At 37.0% G+C, this 23,030-nt stretch carries 18 protein-coding genes; 14 read left to right on the forward strand and 4 right to left on the reverse strand.

The window, feature by feature from the left end:
* From JO178_RS09565 to JO178_RS09610, 10 genes are all read left to right on the forward strand, one after another.
* Nucleotides 1–1,143 (forward strand): RHS repeat-associated core domain-containing protein (locus JO178_RS09565; RefSeq protein WP_291934747.1); only part of this gene is annotated, 1,143 nt, incomplete at its 5' end.
* A gap of 2 nt (nt 1,144–1,145) precedes the next feature.
* Nucleotides 1,146–1,802: a hypothetical protein gene (locus tag JO178_RS09570; protein ID WP_291934750.1), complete on the forward strand. Its 657-nt coding sequence runs from the start codon at nt 1,146–1,148 to the stop codon at nt 1,800–1,802.
* A 226-nt stretch (nt 1,803–2,028) separates the two neighbouring features.
* Nucleotides 2,029–2,823 carry an RHS repeat-associated core domain-containing protein gene (locus tag JO178_RS09580; RefSeq protein WP_365866385.1) on the forward strand — a complete coding sequence of 265 codons (795 nt, stop codon included), beginning with the start codon at nt 2,029–2,031 and terminating at the stop codon, nt 2,821–2,823.
* A gap of 3 nt (nt 2,824–2,826) precedes the next feature.
* Complete coding sequence (locus JO178_RS09585; RefSeq protein ID WP_291934753.1) at nt 2,827–3,411, forward strand: SMI1/KNR4 family protein; 585 nt, start codon at nt 2,827–2,829, stop codon at nt 3,409–3,411.
* A 67-nt stretch (nt 3,412–3,478) separates the two neighbouring features.
* Nucleotides 3,479–3,619 (forward strand): hypothetical protein, encoded by a 141-nt coding sequence (locus tag JO178_RS21505; protein WP_365866388.1) that lies wholly within the window; start codon nt 3,479–3,481, stop codon nt 3,617–3,619.
* Between the two features lie 127 nt (nt 3,620–3,746).
* Nucleotides 3,747–4,382, forward strand: coding sequence for a 16S rRNA (guanine(527)-N(7))-methyltransferase RsmG (rsmG, locus tag JO178_RS09590; protein ID WP_291934755.1), 636 nt, complete (start codon nt 3,747–3,749; stop codon nt 4,380–4,382).
* A 62-nt stretch (nt 4,383–4,444) separates the two neighbouring features.
* Nucleotides 4,445–4,855 (forward strand): hypothetical protein, encoded by a 411-nt coding sequence (locus JO178_RS09595; RefSeq protein WP_291934757.1) that lies wholly within the window; start codon nt 4,445–4,447, stop codon nt 4,853–4,855.
* The gene (locus JO178_RS09600; protein ID WP_291934760.1) at nt 4,852–5,391 is read left to right on the forward strand and encodes a DUF922 domain-containing protein; all 540 of its coding nucleotides are present in this window, start codon (nt 4,852–4,854) and stop codon (nt 5,389–5,391) included. The genes JO178_RS09595 and JO178_RS09600 overlap by 4 nt, the downstream gene beginning before the upstream one ends.
* Nucleotides 5,388–8,075, forward strand: coding sequence for a PD-(D/E)XK nuclease family protein (locus JO178_RS09605; RefSeq protein WP_291934763.1), 2,688 nt, complete (start codon nt 5,388–5,390; stop codon nt 8,073–8,075). The genes JO178_RS09600 and JO178_RS09605 overlap by 4 nt, the downstream gene beginning before the upstream one ends.
* A 143-nt stretch (nt 8,076–8,218) precedes the next feature.
* A complete protein-coding gene (locus tag JO178_RS09610) occupies nt 8,219–10,570 on the forward strand; it encodes a patatin-like phospholipase family protein (protein ID WP_291934768.1) in 2,352 nt (783 codons plus the stop codon).
* A gap of 95 nt (nt 10,571–10,665) precedes the next feature.
* Here the strand turns inward: JO178_RS09610 and JO178_RS09615 are convergent, their stop codons facing one another.
* From JO178_RS09615 to JO178_RS09630, 4 genes are all read right to left on the reverse strand, one after another.
* Nucleotides 10,666–12,612, reverse strand: a complete 1,947-nt coding sequence (locus tag JO178_RS09615; protein ID WP_291934770.1) for a lipase family protein — start codon at nt 12,610–12,612, stop codon at nt 10,666–10,668.
* 162 nt (nt 12,613–12,774) lie between these two features.
* Complete coding sequence (locus tag JO178_RS09620) at nt 12,775–13,953, reverse strand: acyl-CoA dehydrogenase family protein (RefSeq protein WP_291934773.1); 1,179 nt, start codon at nt 13,951–13,953, stop codon at nt 12,775–12,777.
* Between the two features lie 130 nt (nt 13,954–14,083).
* Nucleotides 14,084–14,872: an NUDIX domain-containing protein gene (locus JO178_RS09625; protein ID WP_291934776.1), complete on the reverse strand. Its 789-nt coding sequence runs from the start codon at nt 14,870–14,872 to the stop codon at nt 14,084–14,086.
* A 23-nt stretch (nt 14,873–14,895) separates the two neighbouring features.
* Complete coding sequence (locus JO178_RS09630; RefSeq protein ID WP_291934778.1) at nt 14,896–16,083, reverse strand: MFS transporter; 1,188 nt, start codon at nt 16,081–16,083, stop codon at nt 14,896–14,898.
* Between the two features lie 177 nt (nt 16,084–16,260).
* Between JO178_RS09630 and JO178_RS09635 the strand changes: the two genes are divergently transcribed.
* From JO178_RS09635 to JO178_RS09650, 4 genes are read left to right on the forward strand one after another with little or no spacing between them, the layout of a single operon-like run.
* Entirely contained in the window at nt 16,261–19,173 is a 2,913-nt protein-coding gene (locus JO178_RS09635; RefSeq protein ID WP_291934780.1) for a TonB-dependent receptor, read from the forward strand.
* A gap of 11 nt (nt 19,174–19,184) precedes the next feature.
* Entirely contained in the window at nt 19,185–20,723 is a 1,539-nt protein-coding gene (locus JO178_RS09640) for a RagB/SusD family nutrient uptake outer membrane protein (RefSeq protein ID WP_291934783.1), read from the forward strand.
* A gap of 1 nt (nt 20,724) precedes the next feature.
* Nucleotides 20,725–22,149 carry a glycoside hydrolase family 30 beta sandwich domain-containing protein gene (locus tag JO178_RS09645; RefSeq protein ID WP_291934785.1) on the forward strand — a complete coding sequence of 475 codons (1,425 nt, stop codon included), beginning with the start codon at nt 20,725–20,727 and terminating at the stop codon, nt 22,147–22,149.
* A 42-nt stretch (nt 22,150–22,191) separates the two neighbouring features.
* Complete coding sequence (locus JO178_RS09650) at nt 22,192–22,998, forward strand: glycoside hydrolase family 16 protein (RefSeq protein ID WP_291934788.1); 807 nt, start codon at nt 22,192–22,194, stop codon at nt 22,996–22,998.
* The last annotated feature ends 32 nt before the right edge of the window (nt 22,999–23,030 follow it).

Below are 23,030 nucleotides of genomic sequence, written 5' to 3' on the forward strand. Positions count from 1 at the left end.
AACGGGAAATTGCAGTTTGTACCTACCGATGAAGGCTATTATGATTTTGTACAAAATAAGTATATTTACAATTATACAGATCATTTAGGAAATATCCGCTTATCCTACTTTAAAGGAAACAGCGGTGGCGCAGAGATCATTGAAGAAAATAATTATTATCCTTTTGGGCTAAAACATCAGGGGTATAATACAATTGAACTGGCAAACCCTGCCTATAAGTATACATTCAACGGACAGGAGCTTCAGGAGACCGGAATGACGGACTTCGGAGCCAGAATGTACATGAATGATCTGGGAAGATGGGGCGTTATAGATCCATTGGCAGCGATGTCGAGAAGATTCTCTCCTTTTGCTTTTGGATTTAATAATCCTATAAGATTTATTGATCCTGATGGAAGACAGGGAACAGATTGGGTACATAACAGAGAAACGAACCAGATCTATTGGAATCCTAATGCTACAAGCCAGGCTTCGGCTGGTGCTAATGAAACCTATTTAGGAAAATCCGGAACATACACTGCTCAGGATGGGTCTACCACTTATTTATTTTCTAACGGAAATGAGCACGGATATACCAACAACTCTTTAATTGGAGGGTTGGGAATTGCTCCCAATTTAGATCCTTTAATTCATGCGGGTGATTCTGCTCCGATGATGAGTGTGGCAGCTTTCGGAGTTCCTAACAATGGTTCTTATATCAGAGAAACTCCTTCATTAAATACCCAAGAGGGAGCTTTTGCTAATCCTTCTGCTCAATTAGCATCCACAGTATTAACCGCTATGCAGGAAGCTCCTTTAGCTATCGGTGGAGAAATTGCAGTTGCAAAAATTGGACAGGCATTTAATTATTTAACTAAAGGAGGCCCTACTTTTGCAGAATATAGGGCTGCGTATTGGGCAAAAAATACCAAGCCTGTTTTAGAGGCACTTGAAAATCCTTTGACTGGACAGACTTGGAAACAAACAATGGAATTACATCATAAATTTATACCCCAAAGAGCAAAATGGGCTCCTAATTGGCTTTTAAATAATAAGATCAATCTTCAACCATTAAATAGTTTAGAACATGCCATATCAGACCCTTATAGAGCTAGATTTGCACCGAAATGGGTGAAAGAAACATACAATTTAAATTGGAAATAATTATGTTTAGAATATTTAAAAAACAAAGAATACGAGAGTTTACAGATAAAGAAATAAATTTCTTTAGAGAGGTTGTTAAGCTTTTACCTACTCGTTATCATTATATTCTTAATCAATTGAATAAAGATCTTTTAATAAGCTATAAACCAAACGATTTAAATTTTAAAGATTGGTATAGCATTCAATTAAATGCAAAATTAGAGAAAGAATATAGTAACCCTAATTTAGAATATTTTCAGTTACAGAACATTTTCATATTCAATAAAAAAAATGAAAAAAAAGAGAAGATTATACTTTCTTTTCTTGAAGGGTTATTTATTGGATTTTTCATTGAAGACACAAAATTTGAGAATTATGTATTAAATGAATATGATACATCTAATCTAAAAGAAAAGCACTTTAAAAATGATAATGATAAGGCTGAACTTTTGAAAATTATAGGAAAACTAGACAAACAACAAGAAGTAAAATTCGATATAGAAGATACTTTCAAAATAGAAACTCCAGAGGGCATTTTTTATACCATCAAAAATATTGGGGACGGAGATTATTTAGCTGTCAATATAAAAGGAGAAGTCTATGAACTTTTACATGACCCGTATAGTATAAGAAAAAAAGCCTCCAACATACAGGAGTTATTACAATCTATAATTTATTAGAAATGGAACCCGTTATAAAAATACGGGTTCTTTTCTTTCAGTTATGATTGTATCTGTTTTTAACGTGGAAATATCCGCTTATCCTACTTTAAAGGAAACAGCGGTGGCGCAGAGATCATTGAAGAAACTGACGAAGGAAGTTCGACGATTCCTATAAAATAATAAGCAGGGACAGAGTCAAAACAATTATTATCCTTTTGGGCTAAAACATCAGGGGTATAATACGATTGGACTTGCAAACCCTGCCTATAAATACGGTTATCAGGGACAGGAATTACAGGAGACCGGCTTTTACTCCTTTAAATGGAGAGACTATATGCCGGATCTGGGAAGGTTTACCGCTGTGGATCCTTTACATTGGAAGTTCCCCTATAATTCTACTTATGCATTCCAGGAAAATAAGTTAGGAATGGGACGGGAGTTGGAAGGACTTGAGCTATTTCCCTTTGAGTTTCTGCTGACCTCTAATTCCGCTATTGAGCCTGCTATACCTCTTGCAGAAGCTGGTATAAAGGAAATTCCTATTGAAGAAATAACTTTAACAGGTTCCAAAGCGGCTCCTCCTTCACCTCCGGGATTTTGGGAGAAAATAGGAAACTGGTTTGATTCTGTATTCGACAGTAGCAGCGAATCTTCCGCTCCCAGAACCAATGTAAAACCGGAAAGCGCAACCGAAACAGAAAGTAAACCCTATTCCGAAAGTAGTGAAAAATCGCCTAATTTAAATAACTTACGCCGAAGTGCTGTAAGGAAAGCATGGAAAGAAGAGAAAGATTTAGTTGAAAGTGGAAAAGATGGTACTAGAAGATGGACTACTAGTCAATCAAAAGAATTAAAAGAAAAGGGAAAAGTAGAGGGGATGAAAGGTCATCATATTAACAATGTAAAAGACCATCCCGAAATGGCTGGAGATCCTGACAATATAGAATTTGTTACCCCGAAAGAACATTTACAAAGACATAATGGTAATTTTAGAAATAAGACAACAGGAGAACTAAAAAACCGTAAAATAATAGATTAGATAATGTATAATAAAGAGATTAATGAACTTATTTATAAGTTCTCAAATTTAGGATTGGATAGTTCAAGTGATGGAGCTATGATGATTGGTAGAGCTCCATTTAAAGGTCCAGAAGCCTGGCTTAATATTATTTATCCAAGAGTTAGTGAAGAAGAACTAGCTTTGCTAGAGAAGGAATTATATACTATTATTCCGGAGAGCTATAAGATTTTCTTAATAAATTACAGTAATGGTGGTAATTTTTTATCATCCACACTCAGTTTAGATGGTCTAAGAAGACGTTTAACTCGTGATCCAAAAGCAAATTCAAGGCAGCCATTTTCTATTATTACTCCAAATGTATATGAAAGACCTGAAAATGCAAAAGACAGCTATTTTTTTATTGGTGGATATCAATGGGACGGATCTCTTTTATATATTGATAAGGATACAAATATGGTACATTGTTGCGGGTTGGATGATGCGACATCTAAAGTTCATTGGAATTCTTTTGAAGACATGTTGTTATCAGAATTAAAACGCCTTTATCTCTTATTTGATGAAGAAGGAAGAGAGATTAACGAGGATGTTTCTACATTACCATATTAACCTAGTTATTAAAATAGATGACATTTATAATTTTAGGGTATTATCTTCAATGCCCTAAAATTTAAGAATAAGTACTAATCCACAGCATACATACAATATACAAGATACATTTTCAGATGATAATGATGTTGTAAAGACAGGGACCAGCGGCGGAAAGATTAACAAAAACGGAACCTCGAGAAGAGCTAATTCTGAGCTTTTAAAATAAACTGGAAAAATGATTAGAATAAAAACTAATCATTTTTTTACGGCTGCCTGTTGAAAAGTGAATTCATGTGCTCTAAAGTTTGAATAAAGCCAATAAAAAACTATTTTTGCAGATTATAATAATTCACATGTCTACAACGTTACTATTAAAATATTTTCCGGATCTTACAGAAAACCAGTTACAGCAGTTTGCCCGTTTGGAGCAGCTATATAATGAATGGAACGAAAAGATCAACGTGATTTCCAGAAAAGACATGGAATCACTGTATGAAAAGCATATTCTGCATTCTTTGGGCATTGCTAAAGTGATGGAGTTTGCACCGGGAACCAAAGTGCTGGACATTGGTACAGGAGGCGGTTTTCCGGGGATTCCTCTGGCTATCCTTTTCCCCGAATCTGAGTTTACGCTGATTGATTCTATCGGAAAGAAAATCAGTGTGGTAAATGCCGTAGCAGAAGGAGTAGGACTGAAAAACGTAACGGCCATTCATGGAAGAGCAGAGAAGTTGAAGGAAAAATTTCACTTTGTTGTCAGCAGAGCCGTTACCCAGATGCCTGAATTTTTAAGGTGGCTGAAAGGGAAATTTGAAAAAGAACAGTTTAACCCGAAGCATAACGGTGTTTTATATTTAAAAGGCGGAGATCTTGCCGAAGAACTTGCCGGAATTAAATGTGAAATTTTTAATCTTAAAAATTATTTTGACGGCGAATTTTTTGATACTAAAAAAGTCGTTTATTTGTCAAAAGGTAATTTTAATTCTTAATTTAGCATATATAGGGAATAATTTTTGCTGATTATTGATTGATAATCGAAAATTTGAACATTATGAAAAGGCTTTTAACTATAGGAATTCCGGTATTATTGTTCGGAATGATTTTAACCTCGTGTAATGATGATGATTATCAGACGGTTGAGTCCATTGGTAAGATTAAAATAGACAGTGTAAAGGTGGCGCATGATACCATGAATGTTTTTGCCATTCAGAACATCAAAACCTATTCTACCTATCCGTCTACCTGTGAAGGGTTTTATGGATATGATTATATCTATGATGATAATCTTCAGAGAACGGTTACTGCTTACCAATACACTACAGACGGAACCTGTACCCAGGGCAATTATGTAGGAACCAATCAGATTAATTTCAGCCCGCGAAAACCGGGAACCTATACTTTTAAATTCTGGAACGGCGGAAACAACTGGATTACAAAAACAATTGTAGTAACAGATCTATGATAAAGCTATTTCTGTTATCACTTTTTTTTAGTGTCAATGTTGTATTCGGGCAAAAAATAATTTGGAAAGAAGATCAGAAGCTTACCTGGGATAATTTTAAAAGTCCGGTTAACAGTAGAAACAGACCTGACGTTGCTGCTTATACCAGCTGCGGCTGGGAATATTCAGTGGTGAAATCTACCAATCCTAAAGCGCCTGTTACGATCGTCATAAAAACAGTTTTTACTGAAAATAAATCCTGGAAAGACGTTAGCCAGATCAATGATTATGTTCTGCTGCACGAGCAAAAACATTTTGATATTGCAGAACTTTTTGTAAGAAAAATGAGAAAGGCTGTTGCTGAAAATATCAGAAATTCCGGGGATTACAATAGAGTATTTAACGGGATTTATAATAAAATATCCAGCGAATATAAAAACTTTCAGACGGCTTATGATAAAGAAACCGCTCATGGGCTGAATAAAGAAAAGCAGGCAGAATATAATGCCGTCATTGCTAAAGAATTAGAATACTTAAAAAGCTATAAAGCCTCTTGAAATTCCTCAATAAGATTATTCACGAATTACTGGCACAAAACCCGGATCTTTCTGCGTTTAACATTGTGCTGCCCGGAAAACGTCCCATTGTTTTTATCCGGCAGATTTTAGAAGAAAATAAATATTCCGGATTTCTTCCCAATTTTTTTACCGTAGAGGAACTGATCAATAAAATTGCGGATAAACAACCGATTCAGGGAATACCGCTCTGGCTTTTTTCATTTGATGTGTACAGAAACCTTAATCTTATTCCTAAAGATGATTTTGCCGAATTTTTAAAATGGTTTCCTACTTTGCAGAAAGACTGGGATGACGTACTGAAATTCTCAGACAGTGATCAGGCAGTATTGCAATACATGTTTGATGAGGAAAGAATCAAAGAATGGGCCCAGAACCTCGGAGAAGACGATGAGGTGCCGAGAAAGAAATTTCTGAATTTCTGGCAGAATATGAATGTTTTTCTTCCCGTATTAAAAGAGAAGTTGCAGGAAAAGAACTGGGCGACCTCAGGAATGATTCACGAGACGGCTAAAGCAAAAATTGGTGATTTTGCCAGAAATACCGATGAACAGTTTGTATTTTGTGGTTTTAATGCCTTTACGCCGGTGGAAGAAAAGCTTGTAAGAAGTCTTTTGCAATGGGATAAAGCCCAATGCTTCTTTCAGGCAGACCGCTATTATTTTGATGATGAAAGGCAGGAAGCAGGAAAGTTTCTCAGAAATCATAAAACCTGGAAAGAATTTGATGATAACAGGGCTTTTCAGTGGATAGAAGATGATTTTAGCCAGCCTAAAAATATTAAAGTGTATGAAGTTTCCGGAAATGTGACCCAGACGAAGGTGCTGCCGGAAATTTTTAAGGAAATCAACAATAAAACCTATTCCAATACTGCCGTCGTCCTGCTGGATGAAAATCTTCTTCCCGCAAGTCTCGATGTGATGCACGAGATTGAGACGCTGAATATTACCATGGGTTTTCCACTGAAGAATTTATCTTTTTCCAATGCGGTAAAGCGACTTTTTTATCTTCAGAAACAACTGGAGAAAAATAAAACATCGTATTATTACAGGGATGTTTTTCCTATTTTGGAAGAGCTCCCGAAATCAGCAGAAGATGAGCAGATTATTAATGAATTTAAAGCCAAAATAGAGGAGCGAAATATCGTTTATATTTCCAGAAAGCTTTTGCATGAGCTTTTAGGGCATCTTTCTTATTTCGGACTGCTTCAGAAGGCAGCAGGTACAAAAGTATACCTGGATACGCTTATCGACTTCTGTCAGCAGGTAAAATGGCTTGAAATTGATGACATCCAGTATGAAAATGTTTCTCATTTTGAAAATGCTTTCAGGATTATCAAGAATCAGCTTACTCCTTATCAGATTGAAGTCAGAATGGAAACCCTGGAAATTCTGATTAACCAGCATATCAATTCCGAAAGTATAGACTTTCAGGGAGAGCCTTTACGCGGTCTTCAGATTATGGGGTTACTGGAAACCCGTCTCCTTAATTTTGAAAACGTCATCATGCTCTCTGTGAATGAAGGTAAACTCCCTTTAGGAAATTCTCAGAATACTTATATTCCTTTTGATATCCGTAAGTTTTTTGATCTTCATACTTTTCTGGAAAATGACAGCATCTATGCGTATCACTTTTACAGACTGATTCAGGATGCTAAAAATGTTCATTTGTTGTATAATGCTTTAAGTTCCGGCGTCAATACCGGAGAAAAGAGCAGGTTTATTACACAGATTGAAATGGAGAGTTCTCATCAGATTGAACATCTGATTATTGAAAATTCTTCCGAACCGATTGTGACGAAGCCTATCGAAATTCCAAAGACGAAAATTGTACAGGACAGGCTGCAGAAATGGAAAGAGAAAGTATCAGCTTCTCACCTTACCAGCTACCTCTATAATCCCATAGATTTTTATTTATCCAAGATTCTGAATACCTCGGAAACGGATGAAATTGAAGAAGAACTTTCGGTAAAAAACTACGGAAATCTGGTGCATTATTCCCTTCAAGAAGTGTATGAAGTACTTAAGGGTAAGGTTTTAAAAGAAAGTGATTTAGAAAGTTCAGTTAAAGCAATAGATCACTATATAAATATTGCTATAGAAAAGCTGAAACATCAGCCTGAATTTTATGAAAAAGGGATGAACTACATCCATAAAGCAATTGCTAAAAAAGTAATTGAGAATATCCTGACGTATGACCTTGAGCTGATAAGAAAGGGAAATAAACTTGAGATTATAGACATCGAGAGAAGGTTTGAAAATGTAGATTTTTATCTCGACGGGAATGACAAAATTTCTTTCTTTGGATTTATCGACAGAATTGATAAACTCAACGGAACGCTGAGAATTATTGATTATAAAACAGCCAAAATTAAAAACCTCAGTGTGAAGATTGATGCAGAAAATGTAGATCAGTATTTTCATAACAGTGACAGAAAACAGGCACTACAGCTTTGTATTTATCAGTACGTGGTACAGAATCTTCCGGAATTTTGGGGGTTCCCGATAGAGACAGGGATCTGGAGTTTTGCGGAAGCTAAAAAAGGAATGGTTTCACTGCAGTTTGATAAAGGAAACATTGATGATGCAATGAAGTCTGTTCAAAGTCTTATTCTTGAAATTCTTAATCCTGATGTCGCTTTTATAGAAAGTATAAAGCCTTTTTAAAAATATTATAGAAAGTTCATTCGCTTTTCTTGTTGTATTGAAGATCATTTTTTTATTTTTGCTTCAGTAAGAAGCGCTTTGTTTTATAAGCTGTTAAAGTTTTATGAGCCGATAGGCCGGTCGTGAATAAATTGAAAAGACACATGAGAAAAAGACTCCTGTTATTAGCTGTATTTCCTTTCTTTACTGCAAAGTCTCAACAAAAAAATGATTCTCTGGATATTGCCCTGAAAAATATAACGAAGGACACTAAATTTGGTCTGGCGCTCAGTGGTGGCGGTGCCAAAGGATTTGCCCATATAGGGATTCTAAAGATGGTAGACTCACTGGGAATCAAAGTGGATTATATCACAGGAACCAGTATGGGAGGAATTTTAGGAGGTCTGTATGCCATGGGATATAATGCAGATCAGCTCAAGAAAACAATTTATAAAGTAGACTGGAATAGAATCCTCAGTAATAAAATCCCCTATAATAAAGTCAATATCAGTGAAAAAGATGAATATGATAAGTATATTCTGGAGTTTCCTGTGGTAAAAGGAGTGCCGACACTTCCCAGTTCATACATTGAAGGACAGTATATGGGAGAGGTTCTTAATACCCTTACATTTAATGCCAAACATATCAATGATTTCAGTAAATTAAGAATTCCTGTGGAGCTTACTTCGTCGGACATTGAAAACGGTGGGCTGGTCATGCAGAAAAAAGGGTCTTTACCATTGGCAATCCGTGCTACCTTGGCAATTCCGGCAGCATTTGCACCGGTATACATTGATGGGAAGCTTTTAGTAGACGGTGGATTAGATCGTAATTATCCTGCCAATGAGGTACGTGAAATGGGTGCCGATTTTGTTATTGGCGGATATACCGGATTCAGGCTTTTTACCAAAAAAGAAATTGAAAACCCGATGAAAATGATCTATCAGACTCATGCAATCCGTTCGGTAGAGGATTTTAAGCATCAAAAAGCATTGTCTGATATTCTGGTGGATTTTGTGGACCCCTTAGGAGATATTACCACGAAAGATTTTGCTAAATACAGAAAAATCATCAAAATCGGAGAAATAGAAGCTAAAAAACATCTTCCTGAGTTTGTAGCATTAGCGGAAGCCCAAAGAAAGCTGGGAATTAAGTATGAGCATGAAATGATTGAAGAAGTGAAACTTCCGACAGTCAGGTTTACATATAATGACGAAGATGGAACCCCCTTAACTGATGCCGATGAAATTGATGTGATTAAAAATCAGATGAGGCTGGAAGAAGGAAAGTACTATGATGTAAAGACCGTAAATGAAGCAATAGACAGAGTATTCGGGATGCGGCAGTATGTTAAAGTTTATTATACTTACACCAATGCCGATAATGGCCTTGTCATGAATATTTTCGTAAAAAAAGCGAAAAAAGGAGCATTTAAACTTGCTCTTCATTATGATAATGAACAGTCGGTAGGAATTATTGTCAATTATACCTACAGAAATATTCTGCTGAACAGATCACGGTTTTTAGCTACCATAGACATCTCCGAGCGGTTTAAAGCAAGGCTGGCGTATCAGCAATTTTTAGGTAAAACGGACCGGTGGTGGTTTGATATCGAAGCAAAAATGATTCATCTTAAAAGTAATGACCTGTACTTTAGAGCATTAAGCGGAGATTCAAGATTCCCGAATCATATGTATAGAAATATAACCGGTAAAATTGCTTTAAATTATAATATCAGTCCTAATGCTTATTTTTCTCTGGGAACGGAATTTAATGTAGAGAGAATGTACACCTTGTTGGATAGAATAGACCAGGCTGAAGCGGATAATTTCAGAAAAAAATTGTACAACCACAGCAATTTCAATGCTTTTTTCAAATTCGAACAAAATAATCTTAATAAAAAATATTACTTTACAAAAGGGAATCATCTTCAGGTCAGTACCCGCTTCTATTATGGAGACCGATACAGATTATATGATTTAAATCTTGTACAGCCTGCCCTCTATGAAATACTGAATCCCGAAACAGAATGGTATTTTAAACCTAAAAACCTTGTTTCATTTACATTGAATGAAAATTTTGCATATCCGATTACAAGAAGACTGGCCGCTAAAGTTAATCTCTTTCTGGGGGCAAGCTTTGGTTCTGTAAAAGATGACCGGATACCTTATCTTTTCCTGAACGAAAAATACAATATAGGGGGGAGTGAATACAATTACGATCTGATGAACCCTGAGTTTAACGGACTCCGCCAAAAAGAACTGCCTACCAATTCTATCGCTAAAGTAGGAATGTCACTACAGTACAGAATTATGAAAAGACTGTATCTCGCGCCTTCTTTCAGTTATGGTAAAATCAGTGATGAGCTTTCTCCTTTTACCGATAGCTATGATATGTTCGGTTATGGTGTCAATCTGGGGTATGAATCTCTTATAGGGCCTATTAATATTAATGTTTCCAGGAATAGCCAGCTGGATTTTTCAAGAATCTATCTTAGTATAGGATTTAAGTTCTGATCATTTTGATCAAAAGAATAAAAAATGCACTTCACCGCAAAAATGAAGTGCATAAAAATTAACTTGAAAATGAATAAGGAAATGAATTAAAATTATTACAGTTTTATTTTTTTCTTAATGGTATTTCCGTCTGATACAACCATTTGGACTACGTATACTCCTTCATCCAAAATTCTTGATTCAAATTGTGGCTGATTAATTTCCTGTTGGTCAACCAATATGCCCGAAATACTATATATACTGATGCTTTTGATGTTGGTATCGGCTCTTGCCATAATCTTTCGGTTGTGGGCAAATATGCCGGAGCTGTTTTGCGGCAGACCGCCTGAAAGAGTCTTTTTGAACTGGACGCTATAATACGGAGTAACCACTTCGAAGGTATAGCTCTGAGGATTCAGATTTTGCATGTTGATTCCACCATCCTCTTTATATTTTTCGTGACCAACTGTCCTGATCAGGTTCATGTTTTGATCAAAAATATTGATGCCAGAAAGGTCCTCCTGATCCACTTTTAATTTTATAATACCATTGTTCTCAGACTGTATAATCTGGTTTTCTGTAATTTCCTCAGGGGTATTTCTGATATAAGGAATCACTTTGTTTTCGTTATTCTCCAATACTTTCAGTAAATAGACTCCGTTCTTTAAAGAAACCAGATCCTGTTGTGGTACAGATCTTCCGGTTGCCTGCTCTTGGTTGAAATCTGTAATTTCAAGCAACTGCATATTTTCAGGATGAGGTTTAATTTGTGAAGAATATAAAGAGGCTACTTTTGGCTGGGTATTTCCTGAATTTTTTGACGCTAAGAAAGCCCACTGATTAAAAAGCCCACCGCTTCTAAGTGCATTGAATTTAGCATTGGAAGCCAGGGTAAAAGGAATAATTCCGCCCACATGACCCAATGGCCCCCAGTAAAATTCTTCCAGTTTATACTTGTTTATATCCCACCACGGGTAGTAGCCACGCTGTACAGCTATCGTTTTGGATGTGTTTTCAGGAGGAATAGCCAGATCAACTGTAGAGTGGCCTAAAGTCATAGGAGTTTTATTGTACCAGTCATAGACATCTTTTGGCTTCATACATTGTCTGAGCTTGTTACTAGGGTTGTTTGTGACGTCATTTACAAAGCTGTTTGTAAAAAGTTTTCTCCAAATGACAGGCCCCCATAAAAGGCCCCCGTTATCCTGAACAACATGGTAATTATACTGATCCAGGTATTCCGGAGAAATCACCTCTGCAATACTGTTGTTATACGTTTTATATCCTGTATTGTTACAACTGTGAAGTACATTGGCAAGAAAGGCGGTAAACGGGTAAAAATCTTTTTCAAGCACACCTTTATTAAGAGTTACTCCGGAAAAATCATAAGGCCCGTCTCCCATATAAGCATATTTAAACTGAATGTGATCAGGATTGGAAATACTCAGCCCTTTTAATGTAGACATCGCAGCATGTGCTCCTTGCGAATAGCCTGCTAAAAAATACTCATCATAACGTTTGATGCCTAACTGAGCCAATACTTTGTTGGCTGCAGTAATAAAATCAATAGTAGCACCCGCTTCAGTGGGATAATCTACATAAGGATGAATACCGTCGCCACTTCCCATACCTACATAATCCGGAGCCATCAGAATATACCCGTTGAGAACATAGGAGAGCTCAACAACAAATCCGGCTGTCAAAGCTCCTCTAAAATTGGAAGGAACATTATGCCTGCTATCAGTAGTTCCGTGTTCGGAAACAACGGTTGAGAGCTTAAAATTGACATTAGGATACATCAGAAGGCCAGTTGCTTTAACAAGAACATTATTTTCGTTTTTAGTATAGTAGGTTATTTTGTAGCCCTTCAGCCCGACATTAAAGTTATTCAGGTAATTGACAAAATCCGGGGCATTCTGGTCTCCCAGACTATTGGCAATAAATTGAATAACTCCCTGTGGTGTAAGATCCAGCTTCTGTTCGGCGCTTACAAGATCTCCTCTCTGCTGTGCAAAGTAAAATGGAGCCGTAAGACCCAGTAAAAAAGTAGTGATTTTTTTCATATTGATGTATTTTGAATGGTATTAAGGTAATGTTTTTGATAAATCAATAAAAACATTATTACATCAATAATTATTCAGTGAATATAAATTCTCTGTGATGTGAGTAAAATAAAAGAACCTGACACAAAAGTCAGGTTCCTTATTCTATAATTTTAGTTCTGCTTAGAAAGCGTTGATTCCCGTGATATCTAAACCGGTAATTAATAAATGTACATCGTGTGTTCCCTCATAGGTAATGACGGATTCAAGATTGGCGGCATGTCTCATCATCGGAAATTCACCCATAATACCCATCCCTCCAAGGATTTGTCTTGATTCTCTTGCGATATCAATGGCCATTTTTACGTTATTACGTTTAGCCATTGAAATTTGGGCAGGAGTCGCTTTATGTTCGTTTTTAAGGGTTCCAAGCTGAAGACATAACAATTGGGCTTTGGTGATTTCCGTTAAAAATTCAGCTAATTTTTTTTGTTGAAGCTGATAAGAACCAATGGGCTTACCAAACTGTTTTCTTTCTTTAGAATACTGAACTGCCGTACAATAGCAGTCAATAGCAGCCCCAATTACTCCCCAGGAAATTCCATATCTGGCAGAGTTCAGGCAGGAAAGAGGTCCCTTCAATCCTGTTACTCCCGGAAGAAGATTTTCTTTCGGTACTTTTACATCGTTAAATACCAGTTCTCCTGTTTTTGAAGCCCTCAAGCTCCACTTATTATGGGTCTCAGGAGTAGTAAAGCCCTCCATTCCTCTTTCAACAATTAATCCCTGTACTTTTCCTTCCTCATTTTTTGCCCAGACTACAGCAATGTCGCAAAGCGGCGAATTGGTGATCCACATTTTTGCACCATTTAAAAGATAATGGTCTCCCATATCTTTAAAATAAGTTTCCATAGATCCGGGATCAGAGCCATGATTAGGCTCCGTTAATCCAAAAGATCCTATCATTTCTCCGGCAGCAAGTTTGGGAAGGTATTTTCTTTTTTGTTCTTCAGAACCGAACTCGTTAATAGGGAACATTACCAATGAACTCTGTACAGATGCTGCAGAACGTACTGCAGAATCTCCTCTTTCCAACTCCTGCATGATAAGACCATAAGAAATCTGGTCTAATCCTGAACCGCCATATTCAACCGGGATATACGGGCCTAATGCTCCGATTTTTCCCAATTCTCTCATAAGCCCCGGAAGATCGGTATGATTTTGAGCGGCCTGATCAATCTGCGGCATTACAAAACTTTCCACCCAGTCTCTTACAGATTGACGGATCAGTTTATGTTCTTCAGTAAGTAAAGCATCAATTCCATAATAATCAGGGATGCTTGTAAGAGGATAATATGACATGATTTTTTGATTTTGTTAAAAATAGCATTTTTCAGGTGTTTTTTAAAATTTTTTATTAAAACTTATATTAATGCTGATTTTCAGTGGTGTATAATGATTTTATTCTTTTGAGAATTGATTTTTTCGTTTTTTATTCCTCCTCATCATTAGAGATAGGATACTGGCTGGTAGAATTATGGACCTTGGTTTTGAATTTATACAGATAAGGAGCTTTGTTGGCAGAGCCGTCATAAAGTTTTTCCAGCCTGTCTAAAATATTTAAGCTTAAAATCTTACGCTGAAAATTATTTCTTCTGAATTTTTGTCCTAAAATAGTTTCATAAAGAGCCTGAAGGTCTTTCATGGTAAACTTTTCAGGAAGGAGATTGCTGGCTGCCACTTCTGTATTGATGTTCATCCGGAGATATTCCAGCCCGGTTTCGATGATTCTGTCATGATCGAATGCCATCTGAGGTAATTTATTGACTTCAAACCATTCACAGCTTTCATTGAAAGCATCCGGAAATGTATTCGCAATAGAAAAGTCGATAAGACTACAGTAGCCTACTGTAATAAATCGTTGGAAAATCCAGTGGTCTTTGGGAACATCTATTCCTTTATTCTGGAGTAGGATCTGGTGAACATTGTTTTCTGTACGGTCAATGCGTCCGAAAGTATGAAACTGTTTTAAAAACAATCCCTTAAGCTGGGTCCTTTCGTAAAGAACTCTCTCCGCAGCCTCGCGGAGATCTTCATCATTGAATACAAAACCGCCGGGTAGTGACCAAAGATCAAGATCGTGATATTTAAGAAGCAGAACCTTCAGAATATTATTGTGAAAGCCAAATATGGTACAGTCTACCGAGATATGGGCTACAAAATCTTTGGTATCTATAAGTTCCTGTAAGGTTTCTTTATTTTTTGTGTCTTTAATTTTCATGGCAGTAAAAATAAAATTATTTTCTATATTTTCTTTTTAGAGACTTTAAAATACAATAAACTAATCATAAAAAGCACAGTTACAGAGAGTAAAATGTATAAAGGATAAAAGCTGAGTAGCTGTTTTTCGAATAATACAGCCATAATAATTGAACTTACAGAGCTGCCCAAAGAGGAAAAAATAACAATAAGTGAGGTGAACAGGTTTACTTTTTCTTTATCTGTCTGAGCGATCATTTTTGAATTGATAACAGGGTAGAGCGGTGACAAAAATAAACCGATTACCGGAAATAAAAACAGAATTAAGGTTGAATTTTCCGAATCCAGATATTGTATTCCCAGAATGGTTATCAAAAGACCGATAATCAAAAAAATACAGGTAACATAATAACCCGGCAAAGAGAATCTGCGGATGATAGTTGCCGTTACTGTTCTTCCGGCATATGAAAATAAAGAGAGAAAAGAAGTGGCCTGAAGAGCAAAGAAAGAATTTACTTTCAAATGATTCTTATAAAATGAGGGGAGCCAGGAGTTGAACCCTTGCTCCACAAATACAATAGAGAAAACAACACCCAGAAAAAGAATTACGGTAGGCGTTACAAACCCTGAAAGTTCTGAAATAATGCTTTTATTATCAGATTGTTTAATTTCTGAAATATCGGCTTTTGAAAATAAAAATATAGTGATAACACAGACTAATGCAATAAACATAAATCCGAATTTCCAGAACTCAGCATACTGACTTGAAATCAGCCATCCAAATCCTGTGTTGACTACAAATATCCCGATCATAAACGCTGCCTCTACATTATTCATAGTTTTTGCCAATGACTTTTCATCCGAAATACTATTTCGGATAATTCCGAAAACACAAATTTTCCCTATGGCAAAACAGGCACCGATAACGGCAAACCATAGCTTATAAAACCAGAAGACTTCCACAAAGGGCAAAAGACAGGAGCATATTCCAACAATACTCAAAGCCATAATTAATGCTTTTTTGGCTCCCGTTTTATTAATAAAACTTACGGCAAAAAGTGAAATAAAAGCAATAGGTAAATCTTTAAAAGACTCCAGGAAGCCCAGCTCTCCATACGTGATTTTAGCTTCTGACAGCTGAAGAATAATAAGCCCCATACAATTCAATACCATTGAAAAAATTAGAAAACTAAGCTTTAACGGAAGTGAAATATTGGAAAGCTTGAAGGTCATTTTGGGGATTTATTTTATTGGATTTTTATTATTTTTTATGAAATATGGATGCGAAGATAAGGCTTCTAAGCCTGAAAAATAAAAGAAAAATTAAAATATTTATTAATGTAATGTTAATTAATTGAAAAAAAATATATTTTTATTGTCTCAATTTGAGAATTAAAATAATAACTGTATATGAATGTAAAAATATCGAGAAGCTTAGGATTGATTGCCGTCCTCTATTTTACGGCCAATTTCAGTGCCCAAACCAAGGTTAAGGACACGGCTTCTAAGGAAAACAAAATAGAGGAAGTCGTAATGATTGGTTATGGCAGTCAGAAAAAAAGTAATGTGACAGGAGCGATATCAAGTATTAAAGCTTCCGATATTGAGGATGCACCCACTGCCGGACGACCTGAGCAGGTACTTCAGGGAAGAGCTGCGGGAGTTTCTGTAATATCAAACTCCGGACAGCCGGGAACAGCAGCGACAGTCCGTGTTCGTGGTATCACCAGTTTTGGAGCAGGGAGTAATGACCCTTTATGGGTTGTAGACGGAATTGTTGTGGATAATATCGGCTGGCTGAATCAGTCTGATATTGAGGGAATGGAAATTCTTAAAGACGGAGCATCTGCGGCAATTTATGGTGTATCAGCTGCGAAAGGAGTTATTTTGATTACGACAAAGAAAGGCAGAAAAGGCAGACTGAACCTTTCCTACAATGGTTTCTTCGGTGTTGGAAGTGCTGCTAAAAAACTGGATCTTTTAAATGGCTCACAGTATGCAACAATAATGAACGAGGCATACCTTAACGATGGACTGACACCGGTATTGGGCAACCCCTCATCTTATGGCACAGGTACAGACTGGCAGAAGCAGATTTTTAACAGTGCGCAGCGTCAGTCCCATGAATTCAGTATCAGTGGCGGAAATGAAAAATCTACCTTTTACTCATCTTTTGGATATTATGATCAGCAAGGTATTGTATTAAGAGATATTTCAAATTATAAAAGAATTAATGCCAGATTAAATTCAACCCATAAAGTATTCGATTTCCTGACCGTAGGCCAGACTTTTGCGTATACCCATACAAGATCTCAGGGAGTTACTGATAATGGCGAATTTGGAGGACCGTTAAGTTCTGCCATTAATCTCGACCCTCTGACACCGGTTGTTGTAACCAATGGCGTTAACAATGAGCCTAATTTCAGTGATTATATTAATAATCCTAATTATGTGAGAGATCCCTATGGAAATGCATACGGAATTTCACAATATGTAAGTAAAGAAATGACTAACCCATTGGCATTCAAACAGACTCAGCTGGGAAGATATAAATGGACAGATGATATTATTGCCAATGTATTCGCTGAGCTGAGACTCAGCAAGCACGTCAGCTTTAAATCAAGTATGAACGGAAAGCTTTCTTACTGGGGAAATCAGGCCTTTACTCCGATTAATTATTTAAGTACAGCGAATAAAAATGATTTTAACAGCTTATTCAGACAAATTGATAAGAAGTTTGAATGGAGTACGGAAAATACAGTAACCTATCAGAATAAGTTCGGACTACACAATTTAAATGTATTGCTCGGGCAGGGGTATTATGAGTATAATATTTCTTCCGGACAGAGTACCACCTTTACCAACCTTCCTACCAACAACTGGGAAGATGCTTCCTTTAACTTTGATATTTCTCCGGAAAACAAAAAAGGAAATGCTTGGGACGGAAAACAGACTCACAAGGCATCTTATTTTGCCAGAGTGGTTTACGATTATGACAACAGATATCTCTTTACCGGTACAATTCGTAGAGATGGTTCTTCAAAGTTCGGGGGTAATAATCACTGGGGAAATTTCCCGGCTATGTCTTTAGGCTGGAATGTGTCTAATGAAAGCTTTTGGCCTGAAAATAAAGTAGTCACCAATTTTAAGTTAAGGGGAGGATACGGAGTATTAGGTAATGATGCTATTGATGACTTCCAGTTTGCCAATTTTCTGGTTGCAGGAAGTAATTATACTTTCGGAGACAATATCATCCGTGTAGGATATGCACCAAGTACTCTTGAGAATCCCAATCTGAAATGGGAGAGAACATCTCAGTTTAATATTGCGGCGGACCTGAAGATTTTCAGAAATTTTGATCTCAGCGTTGATGTTTACAGAAAAAAGAGTACCGATATCTTGAGAAGAGTTGAGCTTCCAGGGTATTTGGGTCTCATCAACAATCCTTACAGAAATATTGGGGATATGAACAATGATGGGATAGAAGTAAGTTTAGGATATAAGAAAAACTGGAGTGATTTTGGTTTTTCAGTCAATGGTAATTTTGCTTATCTGAAAAATGAAATTACCAGGCTTGAAGATAACAGACCTTACGTGAATTTTGCTTCTTATCAAACTCTGGGAACTGTTTCCAGATTACAGGTAGGTGAATCATACGGATCTTTCTATGGATATAAAAATCTGGGCGTTTTTCAGAATCAGGCAGAAATTAACGCCTATAGAAATGCCAGCGGTGCGCTTATTCAGCCTAATGCAAAACCCGGAGATTTCAAAAGACTGGATGCTAACGGAGACGGAGTCATTGATGAAAAAGACTTTGTAAATTTAGGTAATTCCGTACCAAAATATACTTTCGGGGTAACATTAAATCTGAATTATAAAAATTTCGATCTGATGGTTTTTGCTCAGGGACAGGCGGGTAATAAAATTTTCCAGGGGCTAAGAAGACTCGATATTCAGGAAGCTAACTATCAGACGGCTATTCTGGATCGCTGGACAGGAGAGGGAACCTCCAATACTATTGCCAGAGTGACAAGAAATGATGATAATCAGAATTATACCAGAATGTCCGATTATTATCTTCAAAACGGAGATTATCTGCGCATCAAGTTGGTTCAGGTAGGATATACTTTACCTAAGGAAGTTGCTCAAACAATAGGAGCTTCAAAAGTCAGATTCTATGTAACCGGAGAAAACCTTGTCACTTTTACAAAATATACGGGATATGATCCTGAAATAGCAGGGGCAGATACATTCGGTATAGACAGAGCCTTCTATCCGCAGGCTAGAACTTTTCTTTTCGGAGCTAGTGTTCAATTTTAATTATTTACAAAATGAAAAATAAAAGATTAATATATAAGAGCTTATCTGTTTTGTTGTTAACAGGAGTTAGTTTTGGGACCATATCTTGTGATAAAGGAAACCTGGAAGATGTAAAGAATACCGGGACTTTTGATTCAAGTAATTATTTTAAAAATGAAGAACAGGCATTCAGCGGATTGGTCGCTACTTATGATATGTTGAGAAAATATGCCGGTGGATTTGAAAATATGGTAACCTTCTTCAACGGAGCCTCTGATGATTTCTACTCAGGAGGAGGAAATTCTTCCGATGGTGCAGGAATTCAGGGCTTTTCAAATTATACGATCAATTCTATTATTATGCCGGCCAGCTACTGGAAAGATTATTATCAGGGAATTGCAAAGGCCAATCTTCTGCTGGACAGAATTCCGAATGCCAGTATGAATGAGCAGACCAAAAAAAGATATATTGCAGAAGCGAAGGTACTGAGGTCACTGTATTATTTTGAGCTATTAAAAATGTTCAAAAATATTCCTCTTATTTTAAAACCTGTTTTGGCGACCGATGATTATTATAATATTCCACAGGAAGATCCTCAGAAAGTGTATACCCAGATAGAATCTGATATTGTTTCGGCTATACCTGATCTTATGATGATTGTATCCGGACCAAGTGAAAAAGGAAGAATTACACAAGGCTCCGCCCGAGCTATTTTAGGGAAAATTTACCTGTATGATAAAAAATATACCGAAGCAGCAGCTCAGTTTGAAATGGTGAACGGTACACCCGGACAAACGAGTCAATACGGATATAAACTCGTGAGCAATTTTGCAGATTTATGGAAGGTGGACAATAAATTCACCACAGAATCAGTCCTTGAAGTAATGCACACTAATGTAAGTAATGCAGACTGGTCATTTTGGGGTTCCGGAAAGGATGAAGGTAATTCGGTCAACGTTATGTTAGGAATTAAATCTTACGGCCGTGTTGCCAATGTACCTAATAACGACGCTCCGGATCTTTATGCAAGCTGGGGATTTAATCCTGTTACGGATGATCTTTTTAATTTTATGCAGGGAGATCCCCGTTTGGATGCTACAATATTTAATGCTAAAAAACTTAAGGACGAAGGTAAAATTACCTATTCTCCGGGGTTCAGAGATACAGGGTATTTCTTAAATAAATATCTGCCCAGAAATGCAGATAAGTCTAATCTGCCTGGAGCTACGGAACTGAACTTCCGTCAAAACTATATTGCTATTAGATTAGCAGATACTTATCTGATGGAGGCAGAAGCATTAGGAGGCTCTGGAGGAAGGGCTCAGGCATTATTAGATGCCGTAAGAGCAAGAGTAGGACTGGCTTCAGTTCCGGTTTCTATTCAGGCGATCAAAGACGAAAGAAGAAGAGAATTAGCAGGAGAAGGACACCGATGGTTTGATCTGGTTCGATGGGAAGATGCGTCAGCAAAACTGGGAACAAGAGGATTTAAAGCAGGGAAAAATGAAATTCTGCCGATTCCTTTCAATGAACTGACTAATACGGTATTGAAACAAAATCCCGGATATTAATATGGAGTTTCACAACTTATATAGTTTCTTTAAAGGTACTGCACTGCTATGCGGTGTGGTACTTTTTCCTTTATCATGTACCTCTGTTGCCCGGCATAGAGGCGATGAGGTTCAGTATTGGCTTACAAAAGGTGACGGAAGTGTAAAATTACAGCTTCAGACTCCGGTTAAATTAGTAAATACACCTAATGATTTTCAGAATATTGAAATTGATAATTCTCAAAAGTTTCAATATGTTGACGGATTTGGGTATACTTTGACAGGAGGGAGCGTAGAGGTGATCAATCGTTTATCACCTTCCAAAAGAAAAGCTTTACTTAACGAACTGTTTGGTAAAGATAAAAATTCAATCTCCGTGAGTTATTTAAGACTGAGCATTGGAGCTTCTGATCTTGATGGTGAAGTTTTTTCTTATGATGATCTGCCTGAAGGACAAACGGATGTTTCGCTTTCAAAATTCAGTCTTTCAAAAAACAAAGCCTTGATAGCGATGTTACAAGAGATTCTGGCTATCAATCCGAAAATTAAAATTATTGCGGCACCCTGGTCTCCGCCGGTCTGGATGAAAGACAACGAGAAATCCAAAGGTGGAAGTCTTAAACCTGAATTTTACGATGTTTATGCCCGATATTTTGTAAAATATATTCAGGAAATGAAAAAAAAGGGAATTGATATCGATGCGATTACCCCTCAGAATGAGCCTTTACATCCGGGAAATAATCCCAGTCTGTATATGCCTTCAACCCAACAGGGAGATTTTATAAAAAATCATCTGGGACCAGTATTTAAAGCGAACGGAATCAGAACTAAAATTGTGGTGTATGACCACAACTGCAATAAACCTGAATATGCCATTGATATTCTGAAAGATCCTGAGGCTTATCGATATATAGACGGATCGGCTTTTCACCTGTATGAGGGTGATATTTCAGCATTAACAACAGTTCACAATACTTTTCCTGATAAAAACCTGTACTTTACTGAACAATGGACAGGTTCCAAAGGAAGTTTTAACGAAGACCTGAACTGGCACACGAAGAATGTTATTATCGGTTCTATGAGAAACTGGAGCAGGACTGCTCTCGAATGGAATCTTGCCAATGACCCGCAATACGGCCCGCACACAGAAGGCGGATGTACGGAATGTAAGGGAGCCATAACGATTTCCGATAATGAAAATTTTACAAGGAACGTGGCTTATTATATTATTGCCCATGCGTCTAAATTTGTTCCTGCCGGTTCACAGCGTATTGCTTCCACACAGACTGATCATTTATCAACAGTCGCTTTTATGACTCCATCCGGGAAAATAGTGTTAATTGTTCACAATGATCATAAAGAAGATGAGAATTTTAATATTAAATTTGCCGGGAAAACCGCTGCTGTAAGAATTTCAGGACAATCTGCAGCAACATATATCTTTTAATAGAGAACAGGAAAACGATACCAGCTAAAAAATAATGACTCTATGAAGTTTAGATTTCAAAACATCATTCAGCTTTGCGCAGTAGTATTGGCTGTCTCTGCCATGAGCTGTACGGCGGCCAGAGCCGACTCTTCAAGAAAACTGATCTGGAGTGATGAGTTTAACGGAAAAGGCCTTCCTGATCCCGCGAAATGGAGTTATGATGTAGGCGGAGAAGGATTTGGAAATAATGAAGCTCAGTTTTACACAAAAAACAGACCTGAAAATGCCAGAATGGAAAATGGAAGCCTTGTCATTGAAGCAAGAAAAGAAAATTGGGAAAAGAGCGCCTATACTTCCGCAAGACTTTTAACCAAAGGGAAATTCTCTTTTCAATACGGAACTATAGAAGTACGCGCAAAGCTTCCAAAAGGAAGAGGAACATGGCCGGCGATCTGGATGATGAGTGAGAATATGAAAAAATGGCCGGATGACGGTGAACTGGATATTATGGAACATGTAGGGTATAATCAGGGATACATCCATGCTTCGGTACATACTAAAAAATACAATCATATTCAGGGAACTCAGAAAACAGATACACTGCTGGTAAAGGATGCCAGTGAGAAATTTCATGTTTATAAGGCAGACTGGACCCCGGAAAAGATTGATGTTTATATTGATGATCATAAGTTTTTTACCTATGAAAACAAGGAGAAAACCGGTGAAGCCTGGCCGTTTGACCGTCCTTATTTTATCATACTCAATCTGGCAATAGGTGGTTTCTGGGGTGGAAAGGAAGGTATTGATGACCGTATTTTCCCACAAAAGTATTATATAGATTACGTAAGAGTCTATCAGAATAATTAATGAAAAGAGGACGTATAGGTCCAAAAATAAAA

Source organism: Chryseobacterium sp., assembly GCF_019236175.1.
Classification (GTDB): domain Bacteria; phylum Bacteroidota; class Bacteroidia; order Flavobacteriales; family Weeksellaceae; genus Chryseobacterium.

Bases quoted from the DNA above. Each gene is read 5' to 3' on its own strand.
- JO178_RS09630 (WP_291934778.1), bottom strand. From the start codon at position 16,083: ATGACCTTCAAGCTTTCCAATATTTCACTTCCGTTAAAGCTTAGTTTT.
- rsmG (WP_291934755.1), top strand. From the start codon at position 3,747: ATGTCTACAACGTTACTATTAAAATATTTTCCGGATCTTACAGAAAAC.
- JO178_RS09585 (WP_291934753.1), top strand. From the start codon at position 2,827: ATGTATAATAAAGAGATTAATGAACTTATTTATAAGTTCTCAAATTTA.
- JO178_RS09635 (WP_291934780.1), top strand. From the start codon at position 16,261: ATGAATGTAAAAATATCGAGAAGCTTAGGATTGATTGCCGTCCTCTAT.
- JO178_RS09600 (WP_291934760.1), top strand. From the start codon at position 4,852: ATGATAAAGCTATTTCTGTTATCACTTTTTTTTAGTGTCAATGTTGTA.
- JO178_RS09615 (WP_291934770.1), bottom strand. From the start codon at position 12,612: ATGAAAAAAATCACTACTTTTTTACTGGGTCTTACGGCTCCATTTTAC.
- JO178_RS09650 (WP_291934788.1), top strand. From the start codon at position 22,192: ATGAAGTTTAGATTTCAAAACATCATTCAGCTTTGCGCAGTAGTATTG.
- JO178_RS09610 (WP_291934768.1), top strand. From the start codon at position 8,219: ATGAGAAAAAGACTCCTGTTATTAGCTGTATTTCCTTTCTTTACTGCA.
- JO178_RS09595 (WP_291934757.1), top strand. From the start codon at position 4,445: ATGAAAAGGCTTTTAACTATAGGAATTCCGGTATTATTGTTCGGAATG.
- JO178_RS09620 (WP_291934773.1), bottom strand. From the start codon at position 13,953: ATGTCATATTATCCTCTTACAAGCATCCCTGATTATTATGGAATTGAT.
- JO178_RS09645 (WP_291934785.1), top strand. From the start codon at position 20,725: ATGGAGTTTCACAACTTATATAGTTTCTTTAAAGGTACTGCACTGCTA.
- JO178_RS09640 (WP_291934783.1), top strand. From the start codon at position 19,185: ATGAAAAATAAAAGATTAATATATAAGAGCTTATCTGTTTTGTTGTTA.
- JO178_RS09625 (WP_291934776.1), bottom strand. From the start codon at position 14,872: ATGAAAATTAAAGACACAAAAAATAAAGAAACCTTACAGGAACTTATA.
- JO178_RS09570 (WP_291934750.1), top strand. From the start codon at position 1,146: ATGTTTAGAATATTTAAAAAACAAAGAATACGAGAGTTTACAGATAAA.